Source organism: Spirulina sp. LEGE 11439 (assembly GCF_059821285.1).
Window position 1 is genome coordinate 32,104 of sequence record NZ_JCAMRX010000051.1, and the last position, 14,251, is coordinate 46,354.

The following is a 14,251-nucleotide window of genomic DNA, read 5'->3' on the forward strand; positions in this document are numbered from 1 at the left end:
ATGTCAAAATTGATAACCAACAAAATTGATAAATTGTTTCGGGCTGTATCGGACAAATGTGATTGCTGAGAGAATTTTCTCTGAGTGAAAGCTCTACTTGTTATCGGGATAGATAGTAAACTCACAATAAACGCTTTCCTCACGATTTTTTATTGTTCCGTTTTTTCCTCAATTTGCTGATAGTATTTAGCCAGTTGAACGGCAAGAGCATAGGGCAATCCGGGAGCATCAGACTGTCTATTTTCGTGCAATGCTGAAACCCGATCGCAAATCCGCCCCAAGTGAGAGCGACTGTCAACAGGCGATCGCGGTGTGGGTAACTCTAAATTCGGCCATCCCGTCAGATCCGCACAAGGACACTCCAAATGTTGATTACCCAATTCTCGCACGGGAATCGGGAGTTGACAGCGAGAACAGGGGTGCATCTCCCAACCCGATGAGAAAAGTTCGTCTATCCCTTGATGAGTCCCTTCTAGCGCAAAACCTTTCCCTTGCGATCGCAAAATATTTTCCCAGCATTCCTCAAATTCTCGAGAGTAGCGATCGCCATGCAAAATCGATTTAACGCATACGATCTGATTTCCTCCGGCTACCTCAATCCCTTTGCCTAACTGAAACCAACAGGCAAGATATTCTTTAACTTGTTCTCGAGTTGCCATAATGTTAAATTCAAAATTCAAAATTCAAAACTTAAAATTCTGAACCTTACTTTCTATGTTAACGCGGCGATATCCATCCCCTTGTTAAGGGAATCAGTATTTTTACAAAACTGCAAATACTGCCTAGGAGAACTACAATCAAAAAGAGATATTTTCTCGTTACCCTCCCATGAATATTTCCTCACATCAACCGATCGATTGGCATCAGGACGATCTCGATCGTGCCCTCCTCGAATTTAGCGAAATTCAAGCAGAACTCAACTACAAACAGGCACAAGAGTCTCTAGAGCATCTCATTGATGCGATCGATCTGACCCCACGAGAGCAAAACGGCTTAGAATCCGAAATCGATCGTTTAACCAAAATGCTCGATAAACTCGATCGCTCCGTCGTCCAAATTGCCGCCTTTGGGATGGTAGGGCGAGGAAAATCTTCGGTTCTCAATGCTTTATTAGGAGAAGATGCGTTTACAGTTGGACCGCTACATGGAGTCACTCAAACCATAGGACATGCCAATTGGCAATTAGAAGAAGAAGCGATCGAAGCCAGTCAGAAGTCTATTCAACGTCTTTCTCTTGCTGGTATTAATAATTCTCAAATTCAACTTCTCGATACTCCCGGTATTGATGAAGTGGATGGCAAAACCCGAGAAATCTTAGCGAAAAAAGTTGCCAAACAAGTTGATTTAATTTTATTTGTTATTGCCGGGGATATAGCCAAAGTCGAATATGAAGCTCTGTCTCAATTGCGAGATTCGGGGAAACCAATGATTTTAGTTTTTAATAAAATCGACCAATATCCCGAAACCGATCGCGACGAAATATATCGTACCATTCGCGATAAAAGAGTGCGTCAATTACTTTCTCCTGCAGAAATTGTCATGGTAGCAGCTTCTCCTTTGGTTGCTGAAAAAATGCAAAATGAAGCAGGCAGAATGACCGTGCAGCGACGACGAGGAAAACCGAAAATCGAAGCCTTAAAACTGAAAATCTTAGAGATTTTACACCGGGAAGGAAAAGCCCTGCTTGCGTTAAATACAATGCTTTATGCGGATGAAGTCAATGAAAGAATAGTCCAGCGTAAAATGGAGATTCGCAACGATGGAGCGAATGCAGCCATCATGCGCGGTGTCATGACTAAAGCTCTTGCGATCGCTCTCAACCCCGTGACAGCAGTAGATTTATTTACAGGAGCGATTATCGATCTCGCTCTCATTCTCTCTCTCTCTCGTCTTTATGGCATTCCCATGACGCAACAGGGTGCTCTGAGCCTACTCCAAAAAATCGCTTTGAGTATGGGAGGAATTAGTGCAAGCGATCTGTTAGGGACCTTGGGTTTGAGTGGGATTAAGGGCTTATTGGGAATTTCTGCCCCTGTAACGGGAGGATTGTCTCTGCTTCCTTATGTTTCCGTCGCGATCGCACAAGCTGGAGTCGCAGGAGTTTCCACCTATGCGATCGGACAGGTGACGAAAACCTATCTTGCCAATGGTGCAACATGGGGTCCTGACGGCCCAAAAGTAGTCGTACAAAATATTCTCGATTCTTTAGACGAAACCTCCATTCTCAACCGCATTAAAGAAGAATTAAATGCAAAATTATCAATTAATAGTAATAGCTAACCGGTAATGTTTCAAAAAAAATGTTCCGGCTAACTATTCACTGATAACTGATAACTGATAACTGTTATCGGCTTCCGGTTGCTTGAAGCCTGTTACCTCGAATCAAACTCGCCATTGCTTCATAGTAGAGATCGGGATCGTAGGCAATCAAAAGTAGATCGACTCCTGATACTAATGCCTTATCGATCGCACCATCAATACCATCTGAACTGCCATAAACAGCTTTCATACAGAGATCGTCAGTAATCAGAATACCGCGATACTGCCATTTTTCGCGAATTAATTCTTGAATGACAGCAGGAGAAAAAGAAACAGGGTGTGTTGCGTCTAATGCCATTAATTTTGCATGTCCTAACATGGTCCAAGCTGAAGAGTTTTGCATCATTTCGCGAAAAGGAATCCAATCATCTTTAGCTAACTCTCCTAAAGATGCGTTTAATTCTGCGTCACTGACATGGGTATCATTTTCAACTCTTCCTAACCCCGGAAAATGCTTAATCGTGCATTGTACGTCAAATTCAGCTAATGTATCGCAGTACCAACGGGCTACCAAAGTCACAATTTTACGATCCTCGGAAATCGCGCGACGATAAATTTGTGAATAGCGATCGCTTGGATTCTTGATTCCTTTATTCAAGTCTATGACTGGAGCAAAATTGACGTTAATTCCCAATGCTGATAATTCTTGTCCTTGGATTGTCGCATATTCAATGACGGCTTGTTTTTTCTTTTCAACACTCTTTTCTTTCGCAACAATTTCTGAAAGAGAAGGTAAATAAGTTAACGGTGGCGATAAACGAGAAACCACACCTCCTTCTTGATCTGTAGCAATCCATAATGGCGATAGTCCTTGCGATCGCCGAATTTCTTGTAAGACTTCTAGTTCGGTTTTGATTTCCTGATAAGTTTTATCTTTGATATTTCTTGATGTAATAAAAACCCCTGCGATCGCGCGTTTTTTAACCAATCTTTTGACATCTTCCAAGTTTTTATAACCGACAATAAAATGGTTTCCCAATTTTTCTAAATTTTCTGATTCTGCACTTAAAACAACCCGATATTTTTGCCAATAAAACTGAGCTTCTTGACTGAGAGTGATAGTTAAACAGAGACCTCCGAGAATTGCGATCGTAAAAGCTGCTCCTTTTTGCCAATTCCAAACCTTTTCACGGAGTTGCCAGAATCCTGACAAACAAATTAACGCACTTCCCAGTAAAATAATAACTAAAAGAGTTTCGCGGATACTCGCAAGGCTTGGTGTTCTTAGCTGAGTCGATAAAATAATTAAAATAAGAGCAATAAGGATTTGTGCGATCGCCAGCAATATTCTGATAAAATTCATAGAAAATAGAGCTAAAATATTAAATTTCATGATTTTTCTATACTCTCCAATTCTGATTTTTCACTTTCTAATTCATCTTCATCAAATTCTAGATATCCATTCATCTCAGCTTGAGTTTCATAAATAGATTTTTGCGGTAAAATAATCTCAAATTCTGAATATTCTTGGGGGGTAGAGCGAACACTAACTTCTCCTTGATGAAGCGAAACAATGGTTTCTCGTGCTAAAGATAACCCCAGTCCAGTCCCTTCTCCAGTCGGTTTAGTCGTAAAGAATGGCTCAAAAATTTTATCTAGATTTTCCGGAGGAATGCCAATACCATTATCGCGAATGGAAATTTTGATACAATTGTCTATATCTTCAGTTTTAACCGTTAAAATTGGGAAATAGTCTTCCGAGCCTTCGAGCTTTCGATCTTTCATTGCATCAAAGGCATTGTGTAAAATATTAATGAGTGATGTATTAAAGTTTTGCGAAAAGACTAATATCGGTTTAAGCGATGTATCATATTCAATATCTAGTTGAGCTTCAAAATTTGTGATTTTTTCTTGAAAATTATGATAAGTCAGTTGGATCGCTTCTTTTAAGAGTTGATTGATATCTGAGAGAGAAGCATTTTCCGTTCCTGAACCTGCATGACCGAGCATTCCATCAACAATTTTTTCAATTCTTTTACCATTAGAATGAATTGTTTTTATACATTCCTTAAAATCATCAATAATTTCCTCAATATATTCTGCGGCATCTTCTTCAAGTTTAGATGATTGAGTTTCTAATTCTTCTTCGAGATCTTGCGTGAGTTGTACCGTCAGATCGGAAAAATTATTGACAAAATTAAGAGGATTGCGAATTTCATGGGCAATCCCGGCAGTTAAAGAGCCCAAAGATGCCAATTTTGCTTGAGAAATCATTTGATCTTGAGCCGTTTGCAGTTGATCTAACGTTTCTTCTAACTGTATATTTGTTTCCCCCAACTGCATGTTTTTGTTTTTCAGTTCTTCTGTTCGCTCTTCAACTTTGATCTCTAATGTTCTCGCATAATCTTCAATGCGTTGATAAGACAGTCTTAAATTAGCGATCAAAGTCATGCCAATTTTAACGATCGCACTTCCTGTTAAAACGATTAAAGGTGGAATGATGGGAATCCACCAGTCGAGTAAAAAGATAGCAAAGACCCCAAAAAGAAGAACGCTACTGGCGATAATAAAATGAGCAATCGTACGAATCACCGAGAGTTTAGCCAAACCGTCAACGGAACGCCAGTGAGAAATCCAAAAGGCTCCCATGACAGACCAAAGTAGAACCCACAGCCATTCTGAATATTCTGGTAGGGTGGAGATCAGCGATCGCTCTCCCAATGCAGCCGAGATGAGAAAACTGGTCACTTGAGCATTAATTTCTACCCCAGTCATTCGCACGGGCAAACCCGAAAAAGGTTTACTGTAGGGGGTGAGGAAAAAATCTTTGAGACTGGGTGCCGTTGAGCCAATCAGTACGATGCGATCGCGAAATAAACCCTCCTCAATGCGTCCCTCAAGAACATCCTGCATAGAGACAAAGCGAAAACTATTTTCTGCAGCACGATAGTTGAGTAACAGTTGGAAGCCACTATTATTTGCCCGAGCGTACCCCCCATCATTGGCGATAAAACGCGTTAAAGTGGCTTGACCAATCCCAATACCACCATCATCTAGGATTTCCGGAGAAATGCCTTCTCCTTCCAGATACATCCAAGCTAACTGAAATCCCAAACTTAAAACGGTCTTACCATTAGGATCGGATAAATAGACAAACCCGCGTCGGATTTTCCCATCCACATCCAAAGGTAAATCATTGGCTGCAACTTGATTTAACTCGGCCAAGATAGGAGGAGGAGCGATCGCAACGGTATCCTCACTCGAGCTGGTTTGGGTGGCATCTTCAACAATTTTTTGAATGCCAATTAAATTAGGAGTCTCTCGGGCAAATTCGAGCCATTCTTGGTGGCCGGGTTCTTTGACAAAATCTCGATAAATATCCAAGCCGATCGCTCGGGGTTCTTGCGCTTTAATTTTTCCCAATAACTGAACGATTAACGCATCCGAAAACGGCCAATCTCCAACGGATTGTAAATCGGCTTCATTAAATCCAACAATGACAATGCGAGAATCCGTGGCAACTGGAGGCCGCAAGCGAATAAATTGATCGTAGGCAGATAATTCGAGGAGTTGCAGGAGTCCGGTCAAACGTACCAAAAGGGTTAATCCCGCTACGCTTCCCGCGACGAGCCACTCTCCTCGCCATTGCCAAAAGCGTTTTTGGATCTTAGTCCATAACATGGAGGGAATGCGCGATTAAAGAAGATAGTCAATGCAATTGTAGAAGCAGAGAACACCGTCAAGAACTCAAAACTTGTAACTCTTAATAATGCCACAGAGAGGAAGAAGGAAGTTGAAAGGAAATTGCTCGACTATCCTTCCCTCTCAATTCTTCAAATTTCTCCTTCAAATTTCTGGTTAAAATTTTTCCTTGTTGCGATCGCTGGTCATAAGTTTATCGATCGCATCCTCTACAGACATTGTTCCCAAGTCCCCCGAGGCGCGAGTGCGAATACTTAAAGTTTTGCTTTCGACCTCTTTCGCACCCACGATCGCCATGACGGGAATCTTTTGTTTCTCCCCATTACGAATCATTTTGGCCAAACGTTCCCCACTGGTGTCTACAGCTGCACGAAGTCCCACTGCTTTCATTTTGGCGGCGACTTCTTTTGCATAATCCAAAAACTCATCGCTGACGCAAAGCAAACGAATTTGCTCGGGAGCCAACCAGAGGGGAAAATCTCCCGCATATTCCTCAATTAAGATACCGATAAGCCGTTCAAGGGAGCCGAAAGGAGCGCGGTGAATCATGACAGGACGCTGACGGGAACCATCTTCAGCTACATATTCCAATTCAAAGCGATCGGGAAGATTATAATCAACCTGTACGGTTCCGAGTTGCCATTCTCGCTCGAGAACGTCGCGGAAGATAAAATCGAGTTTGGGACCGTAAAACGCTGCCTCTCCCGGGGCTTCAAAATGCTCCATTTCCAAATGCTCTACGGCTTGGCGAATGGCATTTTCAGCTTTGTTCCAATTCTCCACGGAACCAATATATTTATCGGATTCGGGATCGCGGAAACTCAATCGTGCTTTAAAGTTTTGCAACTGCAAGCTATTAAAAACCGTCAAGATCAAATCCACGACATTGAGAAACTCGTCTTCGAGTTGGTCGGGAGTGACAAATAAGTGAGAATCATCGACGGTAAAGCCGCGCACGCGGGTCAATCCCCCCAATTCTCCCGATTGTTCGTAACGGTAGACGGTGCCGAATTCTGCGAGGCGCATGGGGAGTTCCCGATAGGACCGCATCTCGTCTTTATAAATTTGGATATGAAAGGGACAGTTCATGGGTTTGAGTACGAATCCGCGTTCGATCGCGGCAGCTTCTTCATTCTCTGCCATCATGGGGAACATATCTTCTTTATAGTTCTGCCAGTGTCCGGAGATTTTAAAGAGATCCGTGCGGGCAATATGAGGGGTAACTACCCCCAAATAGCCGCGTTTCACTTGTTCTTCCTTGAGGAAATTTTCCAGCAGCGATCGCACGACTGTCCCTTTGGGAGTCCAGAGGGGTAAACCGGGGCCGACGGCATCAGAGAAGAGAAATAAGCCCAGTTGTTTGCCCAGTTTGCGATGATCTCGCTTCAACGCTTCTTCTTTGCGGCGCTTGTATTCCTTCAGTTGTTCGGGGGTTTCCCATGCAGTCCCATAGATGCGCTGGAGTTGTTGCCGATTTTCATCTCCACGCCAATAGGCACCGGCAACCATTTCGATCGCGATCGCTTTAGGATTCAATTCTGAGGTACTTTCTACATGAGGTCCCGCACAGAGATCCCACCATTCTTCCCCGAGATGGTACAAGCTAATCGAATCGCCCTTAATAATATCCCGCAGGATTTCCAGTTTATAGGGTTCGGCGATCGCTTCGATCCGTTTTTCGGCTTCTTCCCGGCTGACTTCTTCGCGAATAACGGGGAGTTTCTTTTTGATAATCTTGTCCATCTGTTTTTTGATGGCTTTGATATCTTTATCAGTAAAGGGTTCGGGGTTGTCGAAGTCGTAGTAAAATCCAGTTTCCGTCCAAGGACCGATTGTTACCTGCGCTTTGGGAAAAAGAGTCTGCACCGCCATCGCTAAAACGTGGGATGTTGTGTGACGAATGCGTTTGAGGGTGTCGGATTCGCTGGTGCGGGGCAAGCGAATGGGAGGCTGCTCTTGTTCTTCGGCGATTGGTAACGGTTGATTCATGTTTCCTTAACTGCAAATTCTGCATTTCTCTATGATACTGAGAATCGGTACAAGGGTGTTACTGTTAGCGATAATTCAATAATTCAACTGGCGATCGCAGCAATTCAACATCATATTTACCGATGAGATCGGTGTTTCATAGCTAAAATACGCTCGATCGCCAAAGAATTTTCTCCTGTTGAATGTGACCCAAAAATGCCACACGAGAAACCCAAACTAATGTTTTTATAAGCATTTAAGCAGATCTGAGATTATTCTTTACAAAAACAATTCAAAAATTTTTTGCAATAGATCGAGTCTTTTAATATTCAGGTTAAGAATGTTTGATATTGCCATTCTAGCAAAAGGGCGCGGCATTGCAAACAAATTAATTGTTGTAAGAGAGAATGAATTCCTTTGAGTGTAGTTGGATAAGTAGAGCCAAGTAATTCGGATGCGATCGCAGCATGGGGATACAAATTAGCCACAAAACCATAGAGTTTTTGATTGGAAAAAGAACTATTCACAATCCACCCTTCAGAATTAAGAGATGTTACTGTTTGAATCGCTGCGGGAACTATTCCTAATTCTCGTCTGAGAATGGGGGCGATCGCATTTTCGGGGGTTTGATTGTTGGAAACTCGTCCCCCCGGAAAATCGAGGGTTTCTCGTCCGATACCGGGGCGATAAATGGGTTTTGGCAGTAAAAAGCGATCGCCTTGCAAGGTGAGAACGATCGCCGAATCGGCTTTTTCAACTCGCCAATAGTCGAGGTGCTTTCCGGTATTATCTTCAAGGCGATCGCAGATTAATTTCACCCAAGGGGAGTCAATTTCAACAAGGCGATCGTGAGTTTTCCAAGAAAGTTGTTGCGCTGTAGAACGAGACACAATATTTTCGAATTGACATCCTGCTAACATTAAACACTTCGCGAACGCGATCTCCTCAGCACTTCTCAATAATTTGCAAAAAATTTGTGCGGCTTGACAAAATCAGGGAAATTTGTTATAGGGTTTAGCACTCCGATCCGGTAACAGAGCTAAACAAACAGTCTCTATCCAAAAGATAAACTCGAGAGGCATCGCGATCGCTTATCCTGACATTCTGGCTCAAAATACGACACACTTCTTAATAAAGTCACTCAGGAAACCCGAAACGTTCTAATCTAAAAGCTGACCGAAATTTTAAGAAAAGCGTTTAATCAAGAGGCTATAAGCGATCGGTATCGAGGGAGATTCCCCGGTTTGGGGGTAGGCGTGTCAAGATGGTACGCCATGTTGCTCCTAAAACCAAACAGATTGCCTCAGTGCCGAAAGCGATTAAACCCGTCAACCCTTTGGATAGGAGAAAGCTGAGCGAACTATGACTATTACGGCAAGTGGTGGCAGTTCTATTGCACGTCCCCAACTGTACCAAACTCTACCCACTTCAACGATCGCCCAAGCAGAACAACAGGATCGTTTTCTCGACTCGGGTGAATTGGGCGAACTGAAAGGATTTTTTGATTCAGGGAACAAGCGCATCGCGATCGCCCAGATCGTGACCCGAAATTCCGAACTCATCGTCTCTCGGGCAGCCAATCGCATTTTTACGGGAGGCTCCCCCCTAGCTTTCCTCGAAAGACCCCCCGCCGATGAGAAAGAAATGGCCGTCGAGCAATTGACAGCCATTGGTGCAGGAACGGGAACAAAAGAAGGCATGACTCTAGGTACCGTGACCTATGTTGAAGAAAGCGGAGGTGGCAGCGGAATTTTCGGCGGACTGCGTTCGGTGTTTCTTTCCACGGGCACTAAAGTCGAAGTCCCCCCCGGATTTCGTCCCATTAATATCTCCCGCTACGGTCCGCGCAATATGCAAAAGTCCCTGCGAGATTTAGCATGGATGCTGCGTTACGTTACCTATGCCCTTGTTGCCGGAGATCCCAATATTATTACCGTCAACGTCCGAGGACTGCGGGAAATTATTGAAAATGCCTGTTCGAGTGCGGCAACCCTCGTAGCTATTCAAGAAATGAAAGCCGCCGCTCGCAAATATTTTAGCGATCCTGAAGCCTTAGACCTTCTTGATGAATACTTTGGCGTGGCGATCGGCGAATTTAAAGCCGCCCTTCCCTCCGACAAAGTACGTCAACGCCCTTCTATAGACCAACAGGGCTTACAACTGCCTCAAAGTTACTTTAACGCAGCAGAACGGCGGCAGAAATTTGTCATGAAACCGGGTTTGTCGGCCACCGAGAAAAATGCTGTCATCAAAGCAGCTTATCGGCAAATTTTTGAACGGGATATTACTCGCGCTTATAACCAATCGATCTCTTATTTGGAATCCCAAGTCAAAAACGGCGATATTTCCATGAAGGAGTTCGTGCGGCGCTTGGGTAAATCTCCTCTCTATCGCAAACAATTCTTTGAACCTTTTATTAACAGCCGCGCTCTTGAGTTGGCCTTCCGTCACTTCCTCGGGCGCGGTCCTTCTTCTCGGGAAGAGGTACAAAGCTACTTTGATATTGTCTCGGTAGGTGGATTTGCCAAGCTCATCGATGCTTTAATCGATTCCCAAGAATACGCCGATTACTTCGGAGAAGAAACCGTCCCTTATCTACGGGGATTGGGTCAAGAGGCGCAAGAATGCCGCAACTGGGGAATGCAGCAAGACCTGTTTAACTACAGCGCACCCTTCCGCAAAGTACCCCAATTCGTTACCACCTTCGCCAAATACGATCGCCCCTTACCGGATCAACACGTTTACGGTTCTGGGAACGATCCTCTCGAAATCCAATTCGGTGCGATTTTCCCCAAAGAAACCCGCGATCCCAGCAGCCGTCCGGCTCCCTTTGGCAAAGATACCAAGCGCCTGCTCATTCATCGCGGACCTGCAACCAATAGCCAAGTCAGCAATCCCAAAGCGCGGGGCAAGTCTCCCGGTTCTTTGGGTGCAAAAGTCTTCCGGTTGAACGGACTCCCGGGAGACAGTAACGGACTCAGCGTTAAATACTCCGAGAGCAGCACCCAAGCGGTCATTAAGGCTTGTTATCGTCAAGTTTTTGGTCGAGATGTCTATGCGAGTCAGCGTCTAACCTCTGCAGAAGCTCGCTTGGAAAACGGCCAAATTAGCGTGCGGGAATTTGTCAAAATTCTAGCTAAGTCCGATGCGTTCTTAAAAACTTACTGGACTCCCTTCTATGTAGTGAAAGCGGTTGAATATATCCACCGCCGCCTGCTCGGTCGTCCCACCTACGGACGCAAGGAGATTAACACCTATTTCGATATTTGCTCGAAGAAAGGCTTTTACGCCTTGATTGATGCCATTCTCGACAGCGTAGAATATGGAGAATCTTTTGGGGAGAATACGGTACCTTACGAGCGTTATGTTACCCCCGGTGGCATGAGCTTGCGGATGCGTCCGGGATCGATCGCGCCAGATTATGCCACCAACGTCACGATCCCCGAAACCCCACGCTTTATCGAACTCGGTCAAGTGGGCGATATGCGCGGTGACAAGGATGTTTCCGTCCGAGTCAATCAAGGGGTATCGATTCAGCGCCAGCAAACTAAGATATTCAAACTGGTCGATCGCGGTAATCCGATGGCTGTCAAGAATTTGACTGCAGCAGCGTATCGGCAAATCTTCGAGCGAGATTTAGCTCCTTACACCATACAAACTCAGTTTACTTCTCTCGAAAGCCGTTTGGCCAACGGAGAAATTACGGTGAAGGAATTCATCGAAGCGTTAGGCTGTTCTGAGTTGTACGTCAAGGAGTTCTACACTCCCTATCCCAACACGAAAGTAATTGAGTTGGGTACGAAGCATTTCCTCGGACGTGCTCCCCTCAACCAGAAGGAGATTCAATCTTACAATCAAATTCTGGCTACGAAAGGGATTCGCGCTTTCATCGGTGCGATGCTCAACAGTATGGAGTACCTGCAACTCTTTAATGAAGATGTGGTGCCTTATCGTCGTTTCCCCACCCTTCCGGCGGCGAATTTCCCCAATACCGAACGTTTGTACAACAAGTTAACCAAGCAAGATTCGGAAATTGTGGTTCCCAGTTTTGAACCCGCGATTTTAAACGTTTAAAATCTGGGTTAATTCTCAACTCTTGATGAAGGTTTCCCTCTCCTGTTATTGGAGAGGGTTTTATTTGGCGATCGCAAGTAATGCAATCCTTTCTCATCTGACAATATCCCAATTGCAAATTATTTCCTCTTTTCTTCTGCTCTTTCTGGTGACTGATGACTCTCTTGCTCAGCATTCCCTTGCGTCTTGCCTCTTTCAGAGGAGCTTCGCTAACACCGACGCGGGGTCTGAGCGCTGGTGACTGGTGACTAATAATCACCATTTTGCTTGTGGACCCGTCCAGGCAGGTTGTTGAAATCGACCATACACAATGGGTTTATCATCATTCGCAAGAGTGGTTTGACTGTCGAGATCCACTGCCCAAAGCGGCCAGCTTTCTTCCCCGAGGGAACCCGCCCGAAAAAGCACCTGTTGAGGATAAAGGGTACTCCAACCCAATAAAACAGCGTTGGTATACTGTACGCGCACGGGAGCGATCGTACTGGTAATTCTTGTATTGCGATTCCAAACTACTGCAAAATCCGAAGCATCCGACGCGCTGAATAAACCTTCAAATTGTCTGGCGAGGAGGCGATCGCCTTCTTTCGACCAAGAAACGGGAATGAGCATGGAAATGGCTCCGGGTTGATTTTGCCCGACTCCTGCGAGGGTATCGTCTGCGAGGGGAGAAGATGCCGTAATCGTCTGCAATTCTCCAGTTTGGAGATTTTCCAAAAACATGACACTACTGACTCGACTGCCAAATAATTGTTCTTGTACCTGCATGGCAATGCGACTGTAAGCGGCGTAAAGACCGTCAGGAGAAATTAAGGCTGGACTGCGATAGTACCGAGGATCGGGATGAGGATTTTCTTTTAAGTCTGCATAGGTGGCCATGACCCAATTCCAAGGCACCGGATAACTGCTGTTGAGGGGATCGGTGGGAACTTCCGGAGAAAGAACTTCTCGATCGCCATCGGCAACTTGTAGGGCAGGCTGAGAAGAGGCAAGATAGTCTACCGGCAGGACAACGGCAGGGACGCGATCGCTCGCATGGGCATCCGGGGCGATAAATAGCGCCGACAGCAAGAGAAGGGGTTTAGCGTTACACCACTCGGCAGGGTTCAAAGACGATTTGAGCATGAAAAGTTGAAAATGAGAGGATAGGAAAGGTTAGCGAGCGATCGCGGTTTACCTATTTTGATATTTTTATGTTATCGATTGCTGGGAGTCTTTTCGAGCCAATTTTTGCGATCGCTCCCTTCACAAAACTCGTATTGCCGTCATGCGGTAGGATGGCCAGTATTAATTGTGTGCCGTTCTTTTTTGTTTGACGAAAACGTGATGCAATCGCCTTCAGAAGATTTCCTCGAAGAACCAATCGCCGAATCGCCCGAACTCTCTCCACCACCATCGAGATTGGGGTTGGGAGGATGTCTTGGCAGTCTCTTGCTCTTGCTATTTGGCAGCAGTATTGCTGGTGTTTTGGGGATTGTCTTGGCGATTAACAATCCTCAAGAAACGGGAAAAAAACCGCCTTTAATTTGGGTGTGGGAGAAATTACCCTTGGGGAATTCGGAAGAATTACCCGCGATCGCTCCAGAATCTTCCCCAGATGAGGAAACAAAGGCGTTACAACAAAGAGAGCAACTCCAAGCTGCGATCGCCAATTTAGAAAAACAATGGCAAACCTTACAGGAGAGTACGACACAACTGGAAAAACAATTAGCATTACCCGGTACGCCAGAAACTCCCCTAAACACTCGCTTGCAGGCTCTCCAACAAAAAATCCAATCCCTTCCCCCACTTTCTTCGCCGGGATCGGGAACAACGTCTGCAATCTCTCAAGTGAAAACACCGCTACCGGGAGATAAACTCAAAGTTACTTTACCCAGCGATCTACTTTTTGCGAATAATAGCGAGTTATCTCCAGAAGGGAGCTTGATTTTAGATGCGATCGTGACGGATTTAGCCAAACATAAAGGGGCAACCATTCGCATTGCCGCCCATACCGATATCAGTAATTCTCCGTCTGAAAGTCGAGAATTATCCTTTCAACTGGCTCGCACGGTGGAACAATATCTCGCCAGTTCTTTACGAGGTAATTATCGCTGGGTGTCGATTGGTTACGGGCAAACTCGTCCCCTTGTTGCTAATAATACCAATAGCAACCGCCAACGCAATCGCCGCATCGAAATTGCGGTAGATTGATTTCAGTCACCAGTTATCAGTCACCAGTCACCAGTCACCAGTCACCAGTCACCAGTCA

General features: G+C 44.9%; 9 protein-coding genes. 3 read left to right on the forward strand and 6 right to left on the reverse strand.

Annotated features, from left to right (window positions below):
- Window positions 1-149 precede the first annotated feature (149 nt).
- Window positions 150-659, reverse strand: coding sequence for a hypothetical protein (locus tag AC6RV6_RS24320; protein ID WP_500243473.1), 510 nt, complete (start codon window positions 657-659; stop codon window positions 150-152).
- 169 nt (window positions 660-828) lie between these two features.
- Here AC6RV6_RS24320 and AC6RV6_RS24325 point away from each other — a divergent pair, with 169 nt between their 5' ends.
- The gene (locus AC6RV6_RS24325; protein ID WP_500243474.1) at window positions 829-2,280 is read left to right on the forward strand and encodes a GTP-binding protein; all 1,452 of its coding nucleotides are present in this window, start codon (window positions 829-831) and stop codon (window positions 2,278-2,280) included.
- A gap of 64 nt (window positions 2,281-2,344) precedes the next feature.
- Here AC6RV6_RS24325 and AC6RV6_RS24330 read toward each other — a convergent pair whose 3' ends face one another.
- The 4 genes from AC6RV6_RS24330 to AC6RV6_RS24345 form a co-directional block, all read right to left on the reverse strand.
- On the reverse strand, window positions 2,345-3,652 hold the full coding sequence (locus AC6RV6_RS24330; RefSeq protein ID WP_500243475.1) for a glycoside hydrolase family 3 N-terminal domain-containing protein: 1,308 nt from the start codon (window positions 3,650-3,652) through the stop codon (window positions 2,345-2,347).
- Window positions 3,649-5,940 (reverse strand): CHASE2 domain-containing protein, encoded by a 2,292-nt coding sequence (locus AC6RV6_RS24335; RefSeq protein ID WP_500243476.1) that lies wholly within the window; start codon window positions 5,938-5,940, stop codon window positions 3,649-3,651. Before AC6RV6_RS24335 ends, AC6RV6_RS24330 begins: the two co-directional genes overlap by 4 nt.
- A 177-nt stretch (window positions 5,941-6,117) precedes the next feature.
- On the reverse strand, window positions 6,118-7,950 hold the full coding sequence (gene thrS / locus AC6RV6_RS24340) for a threonine--tRNA ligase (RefSeq protein ID WP_500243477.1): 1,833 nt from the start codon (window positions 7,948-7,950) through the stop codon (window positions 6,118-6,120).
- A gap of 308 nt (window positions 7,951-8,258) precedes the next feature.
- Window positions 8,259-8,819 (reverse strand): NUDIX hydrolase, encoded by a 561-nt coding sequence (locus AC6RV6_RS24345; RefSeq protein ID WP_500243478.1) that lies wholly within the window; start codon window positions 8,817-8,819, stop codon window positions 8,259-8,261.
- 472 nt (window positions 8,820-9,291) lie between these two features.
- Here AC6RV6_RS24345 and AC6RV6_RS24350 point away from each other — a divergent pair, with 472 nt between their 5' ends.
- Entirely contained in the window at window positions 9,292-12,003 is a 2,712-nt protein-coding gene (locus AC6RV6_RS24350) for a phycobilisome rod-core linker polypeptide (RefSeq protein ID WP_500243479.1), read from the forward strand.
- Window positions 12,004-12,258: 255 nt separating this feature from the next.
- Here AC6RV6_RS24350 and AC6RV6_RS24355 read toward each other — a convergent pair whose 3' ends face one another.
- The gene (locus AC6RV6_RS24355) at window positions 12,259-13,125 is read right to left on the reverse strand and encodes a hypothetical protein (RefSeq protein ID WP_500243480.1); all 867 of its coding nucleotides are present in this window, start codon (window positions 13,123-13,125) and stop codon (window positions 12,259-12,261) included.
- Window positions 13,126-13,326: 201 nt separating this feature from the next.
- On the opposite strand from AC6RV6_RS24355, the gene AC6RV6_RS24360 reads away from it, so the two are divergent.
- Complete coding sequence (locus AC6RV6_RS24360) at window positions 13,327-14,193, forward strand: OmpA family protein (protein WP_500243481.1); 867 nt, start codon at window positions 13,327-13,329, stop codon at window positions 14,191-14,193.
- The last annotated feature ends 58 nt before the right edge of the window (window positions 14,194-14,251 follow it).

Bases quoted from the DNA above. Each gene is read 5' to 3' on its own strand.
- AC6RV6_RS24320 (WP_500243473.1), bottom strand. From the start codon at position 659: ATGGCAACTCGAGAACAAGTTAAAGAATATCTTGCCTGTTGGTTTCAG.
- AC6RV6_RS24325 (WP_500243474.1), top strand. From the start codon at position 829: ATGAATATTTCCTCACATCAACCGATCGATTGGCATCAGGACGATCTC.
- AC6RV6_RS24330 (WP_500243475.1), bottom strand. From the start codon at position 3,652: ATGAAATTTAATATTTTAGCTCTATTTTCTATGAATTTTATCAGAATA.
- AC6RV6_RS24335 (WP_500243476.1), bottom strand. From the start codon at position 5,940: ATGTTATGGACTAAGATCCAAAAACGCTTTTGGCAATGGCGAGGAGAG.
- thrS (WP_500243477.1), bottom strand. From the start codon at position 7,950: ATGAATCAACCGTTACCAATCGCCGAAGAACAAGAGCAGCCTCCCATT.
- AC6RV6_RS24350 (WP_500243479.1), top strand. From the start codon at position 9,292: ATGACTATTACGGCAAGTGGTGGCAGTTCTATTGCACGTCCCCAACTG.
- AC6RV6_RS24355 (WP_500243480.1), bottom strand. From the start codon at position 13,125: ATGCTCAAATCGTCTTTGAACCCTGCCGAGTGGTGTAACGCTAAACCC.
- AC6RV6_RS24360 (WP_500243481.1), top strand. From the start codon at position 13,327: ATGCAATCGCCTTCAGAAGATTTCCTCGAAGAACCAATCGCCGAATCG.